Origin of the sequence: uncultured Planktomarina sp. (genome assembly GCA_943788425.1) — a bacterium.
Classification (GTDB): domain Bacteria; phylum Pseudomonadota; class Alphaproteobacteria; order Rhodobacterales; family Rhodobacteraceae; genus Planktomarina.
On record CALSQF010000001.1, the window covers coordinates 137190 to 152607 of the forward strand.

Sequence of the window (15418 nt, forward strand, 5' to 3'; positions counted from 1 at the left end):
ACAAGATGCCAAAAGCTCTGTGGATCGCTCATGTCAACGTTTTAGATGCAGATAAGCTGGCCGCCTATGCCAGCGCCGCCACGCCCGTGATCACAGCTCACGGGGGGGTGTTTCTGGCCCGCGGTGGTGCCTATGAGCAGTTGGAGGGCCAGGATCATACGCGCAACGTCGTGGCGCAGTTTCCCAGCCTGCAGGCCGCCCATGAGTGCTACCACTCCGAAGGTTATCAGGCTGCGATTAAGTTAGGGAAAGGCGGATTCCAGCGCTCATTGATGATTGTGGAGACCATCGACTGATCGCGGATGCCACATGGCTCGTGGATTAAGATGAAGAGGGATGCAAATCAAACTCTGCATCCCTGTTTTAATGTTTACGCGCTGCGTGAGGCGCGTTTGCGCTCATGCGGATCCAGGTGGATCTTGCGCAACCGAATGGCATTAGGCGTAACTTCGACCAGCTCATCGTTGTCAATATAGGCGATGGCCTCTTCCAATGACATTTTGACTGGTGTGGTGAGACGCACGGCTTCATCAGTGCCGCTGGCTCGAACGTTTGTTAGCTTTTTACCTTTAAGCGGGTTTACCTCAAGATCGTTCTCGCGGTTGTGCTCACCAATGACCATACCTTGGTAGACATCTTCTTGGCTGCCAATAAAGAACTTGCCTCGATCTTCTAGATTGAAGATGGCATAGGGGACGGAAACCCCGTTTTCCATCGAAATCAAAACGCCCGCTCTACGGCCTGGGATGGCACCCTTATGCGGAGCCCAGTTGTGAAACACGCGGTTCAAAACGCCCGTTCCACGGGTATCCGTCATGAATTCTCCTTGATAGCCGATCAGGCCTCGGGACGGCACATGCGCGATGATTCGCGTCTTGCCCACACCCGCGGATTTCATCTCTGCCAACTCACCCTTGCGAAAACCCGTCAGCTTTTCAATCACAACACCAGAATATTCTTCATCTACATCGACGGTCACTTCTTCGATGGGCTCAAGGCGTTGGCCCTCTTCTTCTTTGAACAAAACCCGCGGGCGGCTGATTGACAGCTCAAAACCCTCGCGGCGCATGTTCTCGATTAGAACACCCATTTGCAGCTCGCCGCGACCCGCAACCTCGAAGGCCTCGCCGCTTGGTGTATCTGTGACACGGATCGCCACATTGGTCTCCGCCTCTTCCATCAAGCGCTTGCGGATCACCCGGCTTTGCACTTTCTTGCCGTCACGGCCCGCGAGAGGGCTGTCATTGATCCCAAATGACACCGAAATGGTGGGCGGGTCAATCGGCAAGGAGGGCAGGGCCTCGTTGATCTCAGGCGCACAGATCGTGTCCGCAACAGTGGCTTTTGTCATGCCGGCCAGGGACACGATATCGCCAGCTACGGCCTCATCAATCGCTTGCTGCGCCAGGCCACGGAACGCGAGAATTTTTGTGCAGCGGAACTGCTCAATCTTGCTGCCGTCCCGAGACAGAGCCTTCACCGAATCTCCAGCTTTGAGGCGACCAGTTTCCACGCGCCCTGTCAAAATTCGACCAATAAACGGATCCGCTCCAAGTGTGGTGGCCAGCATGGAAAAAGGCTCATGGGTTTTTTCAGCCTGTTTGGGGGATTTCACATGGCGCACGATCAGCTCGAATAAGGCAGAAAGGTCCTTGCGTGGCCCGTCCAGCTCCCCATCTGCCCAGCCTGCGCGACCAGACGCATAGAGTACCGGGAAGTCCAATTGCGCCTCATTGGCATCCAATGACGCAAAAAGGTCAAAACATTCATCCAAGGCCCGGTCGGGTTCGCCATCGGGTTTGTCGACCTTATTGACCACCACAATCGGGTTCAAACCGAGGGCCAGCGCTTTGGAGGTGACAAACTTCGTCTGTGGCATTGGACCTTCGGCCGCGTCCACCAACAAGACGACGCCGTCAACCATAGACAGGATGCGTTCCACCTCGCCGCCGAAATCCGCATGGCCCGGTGTATCAACTATGTTGATCCGTGTGCCCTTCCATTCCACCGATGTCGCTTTGGCCAGAATGGTGATGCCCCGCTCGCGTTCCAGGTCATTGCTGTCCATCGCCCGTTCGGTGGTGGCTTGATTTTCTCGGTAGGTTCCAGATTGCTTTAACAGCTCATCCACCAAAGTGGTCTTGCCGTGGTCGACGTGTGCGATGATCGCGATATTACGAAGGTCCATTGGGTGCCTCTTCCTTGCTCACCGCGCCGCCTATACTGCGGCGCGGCGAAAGGAAAGAGCTACTTTTCAGGGATCAAGCCCTTCGGCGCAAATCGGAGCACCAAGATCAATATAAGTCCCATGGTTAAGAGCCGCATATGGGCGACGGAGTCGAGCAGATGCAGGCGCAAGCCATTGTCCTCTGCCATGCCTGCGGTCAGGATCTGCATTAATATTGCGCCCATAGGTTCGACTTGCACCCATAGGAAAAAGATTAAAAACCCGCCTAAGACCGATCCGAAATTATTGCCGGATCCCCCCACAATGACCATCACCCAAACCAAAAAGGTGAAGCGGAGCGGTTGGTAGGAGGAGGGGGTCAACTGGCTGTCGAGCGTGGTCATCATCGCGCCGGCCACACCGCAAATCGCGGAACCTAAGATGAATATTTGCAGATGCCGCGACGTTACATTTTTTCCCATCGCTTCAGCGGCATCCTCATTGTCACGAATGGCCCGCATCATCCGGCCCCAAGGGCTGGCGAGGGCGAGCTGTGCGAGAATGAGAATAATCACCAAAACAATCGAAAACAGCCCCGCGTATCCGAGCTTCACAACAATCGAAGAGGTGGTGACCGTATCAAGCCCAAGTGCTGTGGTGCGTTCAATAAAACGCGCGCTTTCTTGCAGCTCAATCTCATAGGGCACCGGGCGGGGCAGGCCGATCACATTCTTCACACCGCGCGACAGCCAATCTTCGTTTTTCATCACAGCAATGATGATTTCCGAGATCCCAAGCGTGGCAATCGCGAGATAATCTGAACGCAGGCTTAGAGCGGTCTTGCCAATCAACCAGGCGACACCCGCCGCCAACAAGCCGCCGACGGGCCAGGAGATCAACGCCATGAAGCCCCAATCTTTGTAGTTCGCGCCGCCAAAATTCAACCCACCAAGATAGCCCGTACCTGCTGCATCAACAGATTCGACGGCCGCTACACCGCCGTCAAAGACCGCGCGAAAGATGAAAAAGCCGCCAATCAAAATAGCGATGGTTGTTAAGGTTCTCGCGCGTCCTGCTGCCATCCGAATTTGCGCCAAGATTGCCCCGGTCACAGTGGCGGCGCCCAGGATCAAGCCTAAAATGACATGCAGACCGCCGGCGGCCCAGGCCTCGGTTGTCGGGGGCATTGAGATCAAAACCGCCGCAAGACCGCCGAGCGCCACAAACCCCATGATGCCAACATTAAACAGGCCGGCAAATCCCCATTGTAAGTTAACCCCCAGCGCCATGATCGCAGACACCAATCCCATATTGAGGATGAACAGCGCCGTGTTCCAGCTTTGAACAAAACCCGTGCCGAGGATAAGGCAGGCCACCAAAAAGAACAGACCGATATTTTTATAATTGATGGTCATACGGATTTCCCCTTAAACAATCCGGTCGGACGGAACAGCAATACTATGATCAAGATGGTAAAACTCACAGCAAACTTGTAATCGGTAGAGAGTATCTGGACCAACGTGTCGGGCTCGAAACGATCCGGCAGAAGGTAGCCCAGAACCTTTTTAAGCGGGTAAGTGATCAGAACCTCTGAGAAAGCAATAACAAAGCCGCCCGCAATAGCTCCCAGCGGATTTCCCAAGCCTCCCACCACAGCCGCAGCAAAAATTGGCAACAGAAGTTGCAAGTAGATGAAGGGCTTAAAAGATTTATCTAATCCATAAAGCGCGCCGGCTGTTGCGGCCAGACCGGCAACGATGAGCCATGTCACAGTTACCACTCGGTCAGGGTTGATGCCGGAGAGCAGTGCCAAATCTTCATTGTCCGAGAAGGCGCGCATGGATTTGCCCGTGCGGGTCCTGTTGAGAAACCAAAACAATACGATGACCACAATTATGGCCGTGACGATGGTGATTCCTTGGGTTGTTTTAAAAGCCAAGCCCTCTGAAAGGCCGGTGAATTTTTTAAATTCCCGCGCCGATATGATAAATCGTTCACCGTCGGAGAACCTTTGATCGTTTGGCCCAATGATAAAACGCACCAAACCGTTCATCACAAACATCACGCCCATGGAGACGATGACCAAGATCACCGGCGCCGCTTTTCGTTGTCTGTAGAACCGATAGACCAGCCGGTCTGTGGTGAGCAACAAAGCGGCAGTGGCGGCGATGCCAAAGGGAATGGCCAAAAGCGCTGTTGGCAGCGGCCCCAGAGAGATTCCCCAGCCTTGAAACAGCCAGGTCACGAGAATCGTCACCATAGCGCCAAAAGCCATCGTGTCCCCATGGGCAAAATTTGAAAACCGTAAGATGCCATAAATCAATGTCACACCCAGCGCGCCGAGGGCCAATTGACTCCCGTAGGCGAGGGCTGGGATCAGAACATAATTGGACAGCACGACCAGTGCATTTAAAAGATCAACCATCGACTAGCCCCCCAAGAATGATTTGCGCACATCTGGGTCGGCCAAAAGTGCCGCGCCTGTGTCGGTGAAACGATTTGTGCCTTGCACGAGCACATAGCCACGATCTGCGACCTCCAGCGCCTGGCGGGCATTCTGCTCAACCATTAAGATCGAGATACCTGTGCGGGCAACTTCGATGATCCGGTCAAACAGCTCATCCATAACAATAGGTGACACGCCAGCTGTGGGTTCATCCAGCATCAGAACTTTGGGTTGCGTCATCAAAGCCCGGCCAACGGCGACCTGCTGGCGTTGCCCGCCAGACAGCTCGCCGGCCGCCTGTTTGCGTTTGTCGCGCAGAATGGGAAAGAGATCAAAAATCTGCTCCATCGTGACGCGAATATCATCGCGGCGCAGGAAGGCCCCCATTTCCAAATTCTCCTCAACCGTCAGGGAAGTAAAAATATTAGATGTTTGAGGCACAAAGGCCATGCCCTTGGCCACACGGTCTTGCGGCGTCAGATCGGTGATGTCCTCACCATCCAAACGCACAGACCCCTTTTGAAGGTTAAGCATGCCAAAAACTGCTTTCATCGCAGTGGATTTTCCGGCGCCGTTAGGACCCACGATCACGGCAATCTCACCGGGGTTCACTGCAATGGTGCACTCATGCAAGATATCAGCGCCCCGGCCATAGCCGCCGGTCATGGACTCGCCGATTAAGAAGGGTTCGGTCATTCTGCTGCGCCTTTATTTTTCAGTCCGGTGCCAAGATAAGCTTCAATCACCTGCTCATTGGCTTTGATCTCGTCAATTGTACCCTCAGCCAGCACCTTGCCCTCTGCCATGACAATAACGGGGTCGCATAAGCGGCCAATGAAAGCCATGTCATGCTCAATCATGCAAAACGTGTAGCCCCGCTCTTTGTTGAGCCGCATAATAGCATCGCCAATGGTGTTGAGGAGCGTGCGATTGACCCCCGCGCCAACTTCATCAAGAAACACAATACGCGCATCCACCATCATGGTGCGGCCCAGCTCAAGTAGTTTTTTCTGACCTCCAGAGAGGTTACCAGCTTTCTCATCACGCAGATGATCCACGGTCAAAAATTCCAAAACCTCATCGGCCTTCGCTTGCAGCGCGCGCTCCTCATTCGCGATGCGCTTGCGTCCAAACCACGTGTTCCAAAGGGTTTCTCCAGATTGACCGCCGGGCACCATCATCAGGTTCTCGCGGACTGTCATAGAGCTAAATTCATGGGCGATTTGGAAGGTGCGCAGCAGCCCTTTGTGAAACAATTCATGCGGAGCCATGCCGGAAATATCGTCGCCCGCCATTGTAACCCGGCCGGATGTGGGCGGCAAAACACCTGCGATCACGTTGAATAAGGTGGTTTTGCCAGCACCATTTGGGCCGACCAAACCAGTGATAGAGCCCTCACGTATTTCCAGTGACGCTCCATCTACGGCGCGAAACCCGCCAAAATGGCGATGCAAGTTTTCAACCTTGATCATGCCAAGTCTCCAATAGTCATTTCATGCAAACAGCCCCGCTATGAAACGGGGCTGTTGTTAATCATGGGGCTGTATTTAGCGGTATTTAACAGTGATTTCAGCACCGCCCTCATAGCCAACCTGACGGTAGTTACCAGCTGACTCGCCGCCACCGATTAGCTCAACTGCTGTTGCGCCCACGTAGTCAATGTCGATGCCTGCGGCAACGGCCTGCAGGGCCATGCCAAGCTGACCTGGTTCAATTTTCAAACCAGGCGCGTTTGCCACTTCCATGACTTTTTCCTTATACGCTGCTGGATCCGAGGAGCCGGCAGCTTGCATGGCCAACATAATCAAAGCCGTTGCGTCATATGATTCTGCTGCGAATGGCGATGTGCCATCAAAGTCATCGCCAGCCATTGCTGCGAAGATACCGGCGCCCGCGCTGTCTGTGCCGGGCACCTGACCGCTGGAGCCATCGAGGTCAGAACCGAAATTCTCAACCAATTTTGCGGAAATCATGCCGTCTGGGAAGTGGAATGTGTCAAAGGCGCCTGAATCCAAAGCAGCACGGACGATACCGGAGCCACCTTGATCGACATAACCTGCCACGACCAAACGGTCGCCACCAGCTGCCGCCAAAGCACCGATCTCAGCAGAGTAGTCTGCCTTGCCATCTTCATGGGCGGCGTTGATTGTTACAGTCCCACCGGCCGCTTCAAATGCTGCTTGGAAGCTGTCGGCCAAACCTTTGCCGTAGTCGTTATTGGTATAGGTGACAGCAACAGAGTTGATGCCTGCTTCCAACAGGACGTCTGTCATCACAACACCTTGACGCGCATCAGAAGGCGCGGTGCGGAAGAACAAACCATTATCTTCTGCTGTGGACAGGGCAGGGGATGTGGCGGATGGTGAAATCATCACCATACCGTTGGCCAAGGCCACGTTGGACAAAATAGCACCGGTCACGCCAGAGCAGTCGGCGCCCATGATGCCTTTGACACCATCGGAGGTGATCAAACGCTCGGCGACAGCTGTCGCTGCGCCCGCATCAATACAGGTCGAGTCGCCGCGCACAGAGGTTACGGTTGAGCCGCCAAGCAGTGCACCGCTGGCGGTCGCTTCTGCCATGGCCATTTCAGCCGCGGCGCCCATCTGTGGGGTGAGCGATTCAATTGGACCGGTGAACCCTAAGATCACACCAATTTTAATATCTTCCGCAGACACAGCACCCGCGGATAATGCAACAGCCGTAGTGGCCAGCAGCAGTTTTCTCATAACATTCTCCCGTTTGGTTGTTTTTATTGTGCTCGACGATAGAAGGGCTGCTGCCAAAAAGGAAGCGATTCTTCATGCATTTCTTGCATCCTATGGATGAATTTACCTCGCGCGTGCTGCGAAATGTTGCCTCAATACGCCAGGCGCGACGATTGCGCGCCGCGTTCTCGGTAAGGGGTGGTATCATAATGAGCCCGGTAGCATTTCGAAAAATGTGAGGGCGAGGCAAAGCCGCAGGCCAAAGCAACATTGATCACCGACATATCGGTTTGCATCAACAGATTGCGCGCTTTTTGCAAACGCAACTCCATATAATAGCGCTTTGGCGAACGGTTGAGATAGCGACGAAACAAACGCTCAAGCTGCCGGGTCGACATATTAACATCGCGGGCCAAGAGAGAAGGGCTGATAGGCTCTTCAATATTTAGCTCCATTTTTTGGATGACTTGGCTTAATTTCGGATGACGCACGCCAATGCGCGTCGGAATTGAAAGTCGCTGCGTGTCTTGATCGGTGCGAATGGAGGAATAGATCAGCTGGTCGGCCACCGAGTTGGCCAAATCCTCACCATGATCCTGCGCAATCAGTTTCAGCATAAGATCAATGGAGGAAGTGCCGCCAGCAGTGGTAATACGATTGCCATCCACCACAAAGACTGATTTTGTCAGTTCGACGTCCTCAAACTCCTCAACAAAACTGTCTTGATTTTCCCAATGGATCGTGGCCCGTTTTCCATCAAGCAGCCCCGCTTTCGCAAGCGTATAACCCGCGGTGCATAGCCCTGCCATCAAGGGCCCACGACGCGACTCGCGGCGCAGCCAATTGACGACTTTCTTGGAGGAGGCGCTTTTGATGCTCACGCCACCGCAGACCATGACGGTGTCGTCGCGCAACACCTCAATCAACTCATCCTGGACGACAAATTTGATCCCTGCTGAGCAGTGTACGGGGGCGCCATTCTCAGACATCAAAGTCCAAGTATACAGCTCTCGGCCCGACATGCGATTTGCGATCCGCAAAGATTCGACCGCTGCGGAAAAGCACAACATCGTAAACTCTTCGAGCAGCACGAAAACAAAGCGCCGCGGCTTGGCTGGCGCTTCAATCGTTCCTTCGAGTTGATCAAATATATCCATACGGGTTACCCTTCACCGTGCCCCGATCTGGGCAACACGGCCCCCTTTGACCTTGATGATAAACTAGGTCAAGACTCTATTGCTATGAGGCACATTTTGCGGTGGTTTATCAACAAAAATCACGATAAACTCCTCTGCGATAACGCTAACACAATACCGGAGCACATACCTATGACCAGCTGGCAAAAATCTGATTGGCGCAATAAGCCGAGAGTTCAGATGCCCGACTATACGGATGAAGCAGCCTTGGCTGCGGCTGAACAGCAGTTGCGGCAATATCCTCCGCTGGTCTTTGCGGGCGAAGCGCGCGCTCTGCGTAAGCAATTGGCCGCGGTCAGTCGCGGTGAAGCGTTTTTGCTGCAGGGCGGTGATTGCGCTGAAAGCTTTAAAGAGTTTTCCGCTGACAACATCCGCGACACGTTTAAAGTGATGTTGCAGATGGCCATGGTATTGACCTATGGCGCAAAAGTGCCTGTGGTAAAAGTTGGGCGGATGGCCGGCCAATTTGCCAAACCACGTTCTGCGGCCACCGAAACCCAGAATGGTATCGAATTGCCGAGCTATCGTGGTGACATTATCAACGACCTGGACTTCACGCCTGAGGCGCGCATCCCCAACCCGCAAAAAATGCTGCAAGCCTATACGCAGGCGGCGGCAACTTTGAACCTTCTGCGCGCGTTCTCGAAGGGCGGTTACGCCGATATCCATCAGGTACATTCGTGGACGCTCGGGTTTACCGAATCGCAAAAGGCGTCGGCCTATCGTGAAATGGCGAACTGTATCTCGGATGCATTGGACTTCATGGAGGCGGCTGGCCTGACCTCTGAGAAAAACGCCGAGCTCAGCTCTGTTGATTTTTACACCTCCCATGAGGCGCTTTTGCTAGAGTATGAAGAGGCTTTATGCCGATTGGACAGCACAAGCGGGACCTATGTGGCCGGATCTGGACATATGGTGTGGATTGGCGATCGGACACGCCAACCCGATGGCGCCCATGTAGAATTCTGCCGGGGTGTGCAAAATCCGATAGGACTTAAATGTGGCCCGACAACAACAGCGGAAGACCTCAAGGTTCTGATGGAGAAGCTAAACCCGGAGAATGAAGCAGGGCGTTTGACTCTCATTGCACGCTTTGGTGCCGGCGCTGTGGGGGATCACTTGCCGCGGTTGATCGAAACGGTCAAGCAAGAAGGCGCGAATGTGGTTTGGACCTGTGATGCGATGCATGGCAACACCATCAAATCCTCTTCCGGTTATAAAACTCGGCCATTTGAGAGCGTATTGCGTGAAGTACAAGAATTTTTCGCCATCCATCGGGCGGAAGACACTGTGCCGGGTGGCGTGCATTTTGAGATGACGGGACAAGACGTGACCGAATGCACCGGCGGCGTGCGGGCTGTGACGGATGAGAATTTGTCAGATCGTTACCACACTGCCTGTGATCCGCGATTGAACGCCTCACAGTCGTTAGAATTGGCGTTTTTGGTCGCTGAAGAGTTGAGCCAAACCAACAAAACCCGCGCGGCGCGTCTGGCCGTCTAGGTTCAACTGACCAATTTAAGATAGGGGCGCGCAGGGTTCTGTGCGCCCTTTTTGCCTCCCATACAGAGCACAAGCGGCTCGTGTTCTTTGGGGCGCGGGCACGGTCGCCGTGCATAATAAACTGGCTCCAGCTCAAAAAATGGCGCTGTGTGTTGGAGGTCCTCGCCGCAAAATTGGCCACCCGCGAAATCCAGCGTTGCCAATGCCCGGCGACACTGTCTCCACCGGTCCAAGAGTGGCAGCACTGCGTCTTGACAAAAGCTCTGCGATAATAGGGTGACGCTCATAGGGGATTGCCGGGCGAAAACCTGTGAAACCAGACGTTCGAACCGTAATTTAATGGCTGGAGCGCAAAGCTTGTCGAGCGTTTGACCGCGGCTGTTGTAGCCCAGCAGCTGGGTCACCTCCGCGCTGGCGATGCAAATAACACATCGGTTCGTGTCAGACAGGCCAATAACACAGGTGTCAGATAGGAAGGGGCCGAGCAAGTGACAGGGGAGTGACGGCCAAAGGGGAATTTGAGCCGCCCGACACCGGGCTTGCCACAGGCTATAAAGCGCGCGCTGGACACGGTGTTGGATGAACTCTGGCAGAATGGTCCTATCAATCGATAACTGCATGCGTCCTCATTGCCCACCGTTACACCGGCAAGACTGTGGTTAAGGTTCTGATAACCACGTTTTCAACAGTTTGGTAAAAAGAGCGTTAAAAATTTCAGTCAAATTTAACATTTTATTGGAGAAATATTTAACGTAGACAGTATAGGTCTACTTGGGAGGGTGGCATGTTAACATCAATGACGGGCATGGCCTCCATGAGTGGCGCGTCGGGTCCCTATGACTGGTCCATGGAGCTGCGCAGTGTAAACAATAAAGGATTGGACATTCGCACGCGTGTGCCTGAGTGGTTGACTGGTTTTGATCAAATTGCACGCAAGACCATCTCATCTCAGGTTGCGCGCGGATCATTGCAATTTTCACTGAAAATTTCCCATGGGATCGAACAGGGCCAGCGGCAAATAGATCTGGATAGATTGGAGCAAATATTGTCCAATGCGGCTGTTTTGGCGGAGCGTGCCGCGACAAAAGGCGTATCGGTTGCACCACTGAGCCTGTCTGACATCGCTGCGCAAAATGGATTCGTAAATGTAGAAGCCAATGAAGCGGCCCAGCAAGACGTCATACAGGTTATGTCTGGGTATCTGCCAGAGCTGCTTGCGCAATTTCAAACCACCCGAAAAGCCGAAGGTGCAGCCTTGCATCGAGTTCTTACCGACAGTCTGATGCAGACAGAAAAGCTAATCACCCAAGCGCAAGACACATTGGCGGGCCGAGCAGAAAACTTTGAAGACAATTTCAGGGCTGTTTTGGCGCGTCTAAAACAAGACGTTGATCCCGAGCGTTTGGCGCAAGAAATGGCTATTTTAGCGGTGAAAAGTGATGTCACCGAGGAAATTGACCGTCTGCAGGCCCATGTGGCAGCGGCGCAACTCTTGCTGTCGTCCGAGCTGCCGTCTGGAAGGAAATTTGATTTTCTGATGCAAGAGTTTAATCGTGAGGCCAATACCCTGTGCTCCAAGTCAGGCTCAGCGGCTTTGACGGCCATTGGACTTGAAATGAAGGTCTTGATAGATCAAATGCGCGAGCAAGTGCAAAATGTGGAGTGAAACAATGCGGCGTGGCCTGTTAATAATTTTGTCATCACCGTCTGGAGCAGGTAAATCCACACTTGCGAGACGGCTGATGTGTTGGGACACCTCTCTGGCGTTCTCGGTTTCAGCAACAACCCGTGCCATGCGCAAAGGAGAGGTGGACGGAAAAGATTACTTTTTCGTTGATGAAACGGATTTCAAACGCCAAGTCCGCGACGGTGAAATGCTGGAACACGCCCATGTTTTCGGCAAGTTTTATGGATCGCCCAAAGGGCCTGTAGAAGCGGCCATCGCCAAGGGCCAGGACGTCCTATTTGACATTGATTGGCAAGGCGCGCAGCAGATTTCGAACTCCGCATTGCAAGAGCATGTGCTGTCAATTTTCATCCTGCCACCCTCTATCACAGAACTTAAACGCCGACTTGAGGGTAGGGGACAAGACACCGCAGAAACCATTGCCAAGCGCATGCAAAAGAGCTGGGATGAGATAAGCCATTGGTCTGGTTACGATTACGTCCTGATCAACGATGATCTCGATGCCACGGAAGAAAAGTTGAAAACCATTGTCACAACAGAGCGCCTGCGCCGGAGCCAACAGCCCGGTCTGGTCGAACATGTCCGTGCGTTGCAAACCGAATTTGAGATGAGCAATGATTTATAAATTATTGGAAAATATTCCAAAATTTCCTAAAAATTCTGATTTCTGGGTGGCTCCAGATGCCAATGTGATCGGAAAAGTGCGCCTTATGGCTGGCGCTTCGGTCTGGTTTGGCGCGACGCTGCGTGGGGATAATGAGTGGATTGACCTTGGGACAGGTTCAAATGTGCAAGAAAATTCTGTGCTGCATACCGATATTGGCTATCCGCTCAGCATCGGTCACAATTGCACCATTGGGCATAACGCAATTTTGCACGGCTGTACGATCGGCGATCAAAGTCTGATTGGTATGGGCGCCATTGTATTGAACGGCGCTCAGATTGGCCGCAACTGCTTGATCGGCGCAGGCGCTTTAATCACCGAAGGCAAAATTATTCCTGACAATTCTCTGGTGGTGGGCGCGCCAGGCAAGGTCGTGCGGAGTTTGACCGAAGCGGAGATCGAAGGTCTCCGAGACTCTGCTGTGGGCTATCAAAATAATATGCGGCGTTTTGCCAAGGGTTTAACGGCAATTCCTGATGTGTGATCGTGTAAAGTGTTGCTGATCGCTTAGCATATATTTAACATAATATAGATTATGCAATTTATATATGCGCCAGAAAGCTTATCTACGCGTCTCGCCTCACAGAATGACCGCAAAATATTGTGTGCATCGGGATCAACGTAATATCACCCGCCTGTCCAGATCGCCCTAAAAGCAAAAAGGCGTCCCAAGGGACGCCTTTCAAATGCCGGTTCGGGGTGTATTAACCCTTCATTGTCTTTGCAACTTCGGCGGCGAAATCTTCCACCACCTTCTCAATGCCCTCGCCCACTTCAAGGCGCACAAAACCTGTGACCTCAACGCCGGCTTCCTTGGCAGCTGCTTCAACCGTCAGATCGGGATTAACTACAAAAGCTTGACCCATCAACGTGGACTCGGCCATGAATTTTTTCATCCGGCCCACGATCATCTTGTCAATCACAGCTTCAGGCTTGCCGCTCTCGCGGGCAATATCCATCTGAATTTGCTTTTCTTTTTCCACAACGGCCGGATCCAAAGAGGCTTCATTCAGCGCAGCAGGATTGGCCGCGGCGATATGCATAGCCACCTGTTTGCCGAATGCCTCATTGTCACCAGACAGACCAACCAAAACGCCGATCTTACCCATACCCTCTGTCGCGGCATTGTGCACATAGGAAACAACAGTCTCGGCCGAAACCGTCGCCATGCGGCGCAAAGACATATTTTCGCCAATGGTGGCAATCGCATCTGTGATCAGATCAGCCACAGGCTTGCCGTCCACAACAGTCGCAGCCAAGCCTTCTGTGCTGTCTGCGGATAAGCCAGCTGTTGCGATTTTCGCAACCATCGCTTGGAAATCTGCGTTTTTGCCGACGAAATCAGTCTCTGAGTTCACCTCAACCGCAACACCCTTGCCCGCTTGAACGGCCACAGCCACAAGTCCCTCAGCCGCAGTCCGACCGGATTTTTTTGCAGCTTTGGCCAGACCTTTGGTGCGCAGCCAATCCATTGCCGCTTCCATATCGCCATCGTTTTCGGTCAATGCTTTTTTGGCATCCATCATGCCTGCGCCGGATTTCTCGCGCATTTCTTTCACCATTGCAGCAGTAATCGCCATAATCGTGTTCCTTTTCCTATAAGAGAATCTCGGCTGCGGTTTCCAGCAACCGATGTAAACTTCCAATCTGGGCTTAAGCCTCAGCGGCTGGAGCGTCTTCTGCGGCGGCTTCAACAAGAGTCTCTTCCGCGACAGCCTCTTCCATAGAGCCGAGATCAACGCCAGCGGCGCCGAGCTGTGCGGACATGCCTTCCAAGGCTGCGCGCGCGGCGAGATCGCAGTAAAGTGCAATTGCACGTGCCGCGTCGTCATTGCCGGGAATGACGTAGTCAATGCCATCGGGTGGGCAGTTTGTATCCACAACAGCCACCACTGGAATGCCCAGCTTTTTCGCCTCTGCAATGGCCAGATCTTCTTTGTTCACGTCGATGACGAACAACAGATCAGGAACACCGCCCATTTCACGAATGCCGCCCAAAGAGGCTTGCAATTTAGCTTGGTCACGTTCCATGCCCAAACGCTCTTTTTTGGTCAAACCGGCAAAACCCGTTTCCATTTTCTCATCAATGTCTTTCAGACGGCTGATGGATTTGGATACGGTTTGCCAGTTGGTCAGCGTGCCACCAAGCCAACGGTGATTCATGTAGTATTGCGCACATTTCTCAGCGGCTTCTGCAACTGGGTTTTGTGCTTGACGCTTTGTGCCAACAAACAAGATACGGCCGCCTTTTGCGACGGTGTCTTGAATGGCTTTCAAAGCTGCATCGAGCATTGGAACGGTCTGTGTCAGATCCATGATGTGGATGCCGTTACGCTCCCCATAGATAAATTGACCCATACGTGGGTTCCAGCGTTGTGTTTGGTGCCCAAAGTGCACCCCAGCTTCCAAGAGCTGACGCATTGTGAAATCTGCGGCCATTGCCATTTCCTTTCCGGTTTATGCCTCGGCGGGGATGTCAGAGATTGCTCTCAACCGGCGGACTTTTGAGGATTTCTCCCTCAAAGGCCCAAACCCCACCTGCGAAGTAGGGCTGCTTTAATTGCCCCCCTGCCCCTTGGCAAGCGAAAAGCGGCGTAAATTAAGCATATTCAGCCGTGTTTTGCGCGATTTGTGGCCTTTGAGGGTAAAAAAGCAAAAAGGGCGCGCCATTTTTCGGCACGCCCTTTATAAATTTCAAAGATATCGGCTCCCAATCGGATGCCGGCCCTTAAGCCAAAGCGATGTTTGTCGCGCTTTCGCGGCCGTCACGGCCAGGTTCGATATCGAATGTTACTTTTTGGTCATCATTCAAGCCAGTCAAGCCTGCGCGCTCAACAGCAGAGATGTGTACAAATACATCTTTAGAGCCGCCATCGGGAGCGATAAAGCCGAAGCCTTTTGAAGTGTTAAACCATTTGACGGTGCCAGTAGCCATCGTCGTTCTCCTTGTTTGATCTGCCCGCGGAATGCAGCAGTGTGGCTAAGTCAGTGCTAGATCGAAAGACTGAGCCGTAAGGAGCAGTTATGCCGATAGATGTAACGTCGCA

The 15418-nt window shown here is 53.1% G+C and carries 16 protein-coding genes; 5 read left to right on the forward strand and 11 right to left on the reverse strand.

Annotated features, from left to right (window positions below; translation table 11 throughout):
* The first annotated feature begins 5 nt into the window (after positions 1-5).
* Positions 6-296 (forward strand): DUF1330 domain-containing protein, encoded by a 291-nt coding sequence (locus ABLW18_RS00705; protein WP_347822984.1) that lies wholly within the window; start codon positions 6-8, stop codon positions 294-296.
* Positions 297-370: 74 nt separating this feature from the next.
* Here the strand turns inward: ABLW18_RS00705 and typA are convergent, their stop codons facing one another.
* The 7 genes from typA to ABLW18_RS00740 all read right to left on the reverse strand — a co-directional run bounded on the left by typA (position 371) and on the right by ABLW18_RS00740 (position 8478).
* Positions 371-2188 (reverse strand): translational GTPase TypA, encoded by a 1818-nt coding sequence (gene typA, locus ABLW18_RS00710; protein WP_347822985.1) that lies wholly within the window; start codon positions 2186-2188, stop codon positions 371-373.
* Positions 2189-2247: 59 nt separating this feature from the next.
* On the reverse strand, positions 2248-3582 hold the full coding sequence (locus ABLW18_RS00715; protein WP_347822986.1) for a branched-chain amino acid ABC transporter permease: 1335 nt from the start codon (positions 3580-3582) through the stop codon (positions 2248-2250).
* Complete coding sequence (locus tag ABLW18_RS00720; protein ID WP_347822987.1) at positions 3579-4592, reverse strand: branched-chain amino acid ABC transporter permease; 1014 nt, start codon at positions 4590-4592, stop codon at positions 3579-3581. Before ABLW18_RS00720 ends, ABLW18_RS00715 begins: the two co-directional genes overlap by 4 nt.
* A gap of 3 nt (positions 4593-4595) precedes the next feature.
* The gene (locus ABLW18_RS00725; RefSeq protein ID WP_347822988.1) at positions 4596-5309 is read right to left on the reverse strand and encodes an ABC transporter ATP-binding protein; all 714 of its coding nucleotides are present in this window, start codon (positions 5307-5309) and stop codon (positions 4596-4598) included.
* Positions 5306-6085, reverse strand: a complete 780-nt coding sequence (locus tag ABLW18_RS00730) for an ABC transporter ATP-binding protein (RefSeq protein WP_347822989.1) — start codon at positions 6083-6085, stop codon at positions 5306-5308. The genes ABLW18_RS00725 and ABLW18_RS00730 overlap by 4 nt, the downstream gene beginning before the upstream one ends.
* 75 nt (positions 6086-6160) lie before the next feature.
* Positions 6161-7342: an ABC transporter substrate-binding protein gene (locus ABLW18_RS00735; protein ID WP_347822990.1), complete on the reverse strand. Its 1182-nt coding sequence runs from the start codon at positions 7340-7342 to the stop codon at positions 6161-6163.
* 131 nt (positions 7343-7473) lie between these two features.
* A complete protein-coding gene (locus tag ABLW18_RS00740; RefSeq protein WP_347822991.1) occupies positions 7474-8478 on the reverse strand; it encodes a GlxA family transcriptional regulator in 1005 nt (334 codons plus the stop codon).
* Positions 8479-8649: 171 nt separating this feature from the next.
* Between ABLW18_RS00740 and ABLW18_RS00745 the strand changes: the two genes are divergently transcribed.
* Positions 8650-10020, forward strand: a complete 1371-nt coding sequence (locus ABLW18_RS00745; RefSeq protein ID WP_347822992.1) for a 3-deoxy-7-phosphoheptulonate synthase class II — start codon at positions 8650-8652, stop codon at positions 10018-10020.
* A 2-nt stretch (positions 10021-10022) separates the two neighbouring features.
* Here the strand turns inward: ABLW18_RS00745 and ABLW18_RS00750 are convergent, their stop codons facing one another.
* The gene (locus ABLW18_RS00750; RefSeq protein ID WP_347822993.1) at positions 10023-10640 is read right to left on the reverse strand and encodes a PAS domain-containing protein; all 618 of its coding nucleotides are present in this window, start codon (positions 10638-10640) and stop codon (positions 10023-10025) included.
* A 164-nt stretch (positions 10641-10804) separates the two neighbouring features.
* Here ABLW18_RS00750 and ABLW18_RS00755 point away from each other — a divergent pair, with 164 nt between their 5' ends.
* Genes ABLW18_RS00755 through ABLW18_RS00765 form a run of 3 tightly spaced genes read left to right on the forward strand, consistent with a single transcriptional unit; the run spans position 10805 to position 12855 of the window.
* Entirely contained in the window at positions 10805-11686 is an 882-nt protein-coding gene (locus ABLW18_RS00755) for a YicC/YloC family endoribonuclease (RefSeq protein WP_347822994.1), read from the forward strand.
* Entirely contained in the window at positions 11676-12332 is a 657-nt protein-coding gene (gene gmk, locus ABLW18_RS00760; RefSeq protein ID WP_347822995.1) for a guanylate kinase, read from the forward strand. The genes ABLW18_RS00755 and gmk overlap by 11 nt, the downstream gene beginning before the upstream one ends.
* On the forward strand, positions 12322-12855 hold the full coding sequence (locus ABLW18_RS00765; RefSeq protein ID WP_347822996.1) for a gamma carbonic anhydrase family protein: 534 nt from the start codon (positions 12322-12324) through the stop codon (positions 12853-12855). The genes gmk and ABLW18_RS00765 overlap by 11 nt, the downstream gene beginning before the upstream one ends.
* A gap of 220 nt (positions 12856-13075) precedes the next feature.
* On the opposite strand, the gene tsf is transcribed toward ABLW18_RS00765, so the two are convergent.
* The 3 genes from tsf to ABLW18_RS00780 form a co-directional block, all read right to left on the reverse strand.
* Positions 13076-13951, reverse strand: a complete 876-nt coding sequence (tsf, locus tag ABLW18_RS00770) for a translation elongation factor Ts (protein ID WP_347822997.1) — start codon at positions 13949-13951, stop codon at positions 13076-13078.
* 73 nt (positions 13952-14024) lie between these two features.
* A complete protein-coding gene (rpsB, locus tag ABLW18_RS00775; protein ID WP_347822998.1) occupies positions 14025-14816 on the reverse strand; it encodes a 30S ribosomal protein S2 in 792 nt (263 codons plus the stop codon).
* Between the two features lie 283 nt (positions 14817-15099).
* Positions 15100-15306: a cold-shock protein gene (locus ABLW18_RS00780; RefSeq protein ID WP_044049894.1), complete on the reverse strand. Its 207-nt coding sequence runs from the start codon at positions 15304-15306 to the stop codon at positions 15100-15102.
* Positions 15307-15418: the final 112 nt, after the last annotated feature.

Bases quoted from the DNA above. Each gene is read 5' to 3' on its own strand.
- ABLW18_RS00705 (WP_347822984.1), top strand. From the start codon at position 6: ATGCCAAAAGCTCTGTGGATCGCTCATGTCAACGTTTTAGATGCAGAT.
- typA (WP_347822985.1), bottom strand. From the start codon at position 2,188: ATGGACCTTCGTAATATCGCGATCATCGCACACGTCGACCACGGCAAG.
- ABLW18_RS00715 (WP_347822986.1), bottom strand. From the start codon at position 3,582: ATGACCATCAATTATAAAAATATCGGTCTGTTCTTTTTGGTGGCCTGC.
- ABLW18_RS00720 (WP_347822987.1), bottom strand. From the start codon at position 4,592: ATGGTTGATCTTTTAAATGCACTGGTCGTGCTGTCCAATTATGTTCTG.
- ABLW18_RS00725 (WP_347822988.1), bottom strand. From the start codon at position 5,309: ATGACCGAACCCTTCTTAATCGGCGAGTCCATGACCGGCGGCTATGGC.
- ABLW18_RS00730 (WP_347822989.1), bottom strand. From the start codon at position 6,085: ATGATCAAGGTTGAAAACTTGCATCGCCATTTTGGCGGGTTTCGCGCC.
- ABLW18_RS00735 (WP_347822990.1), bottom strand. From the start codon at position 7,342: ATGAGAAAACTGCTGCTGGCCACTACGGCTGTTGCATTATCCGCGGGT.
- ABLW18_RS00740 (WP_347822991.1), bottom strand. From the start codon at position 8,478: ATGGATATATTTGATCAACTCGAAGGAACGATTGAAGCGCCAGCCAAG.
- ABLW18_RS00745 (WP_347822992.1), top strand. From the start codon at position 8,650: ATGACCAGCTGGCAAAAATCTGATTGGCGCAATAAGCCGAGAGTTCAG.
- ABLW18_RS00750 (WP_347822993.1), bottom strand. From the start codon at position 10,640: ATGCAGTTATCGATTGATAGGACCATTCTGCCAGAGTTCATCCAACAC.
- ABLW18_RS00755 (WP_347822994.1), top strand. From the start codon at position 10,805: ATGTTAACATCAATGACGGGCATGGCCTCCATGAGTGGCGCGTCGGGT.
- gmk (WP_347822995.1), top strand. From the start codon at position 11,676: ATGTGGAGTGAAACAATGCGGCGTGGCCTGTTAATAATTTTGTCATCA.
- ABLW18_RS00765 (WP_347822996.1), top strand. From the start codon at position 12,322: ATGATTTATAAATTATTGGAAAATATTCCAAAATTTCCTAAAAATTCT.
- tsf (WP_347822997.1), bottom strand. From the start codon at position 13,951: ATGGCGATTACTGCTGCAATGGTGAAAGAAATGCGCGAGAAATCCGGC.
- rpsB (WP_347822998.1), bottom strand. From the start codon at position 14,816: ATGGCAATGGCCGCAGATTTCACAATGCGTCAGCTCTTGGAAGCTGGG.
- ABLW18_RS00780 (WP_044049894.1), bottom strand. From the start codon at position 15,306: ATGGCTACTGGCACCGTCAAATGGTTTAACACTTCAAAAGGCTTCGGC.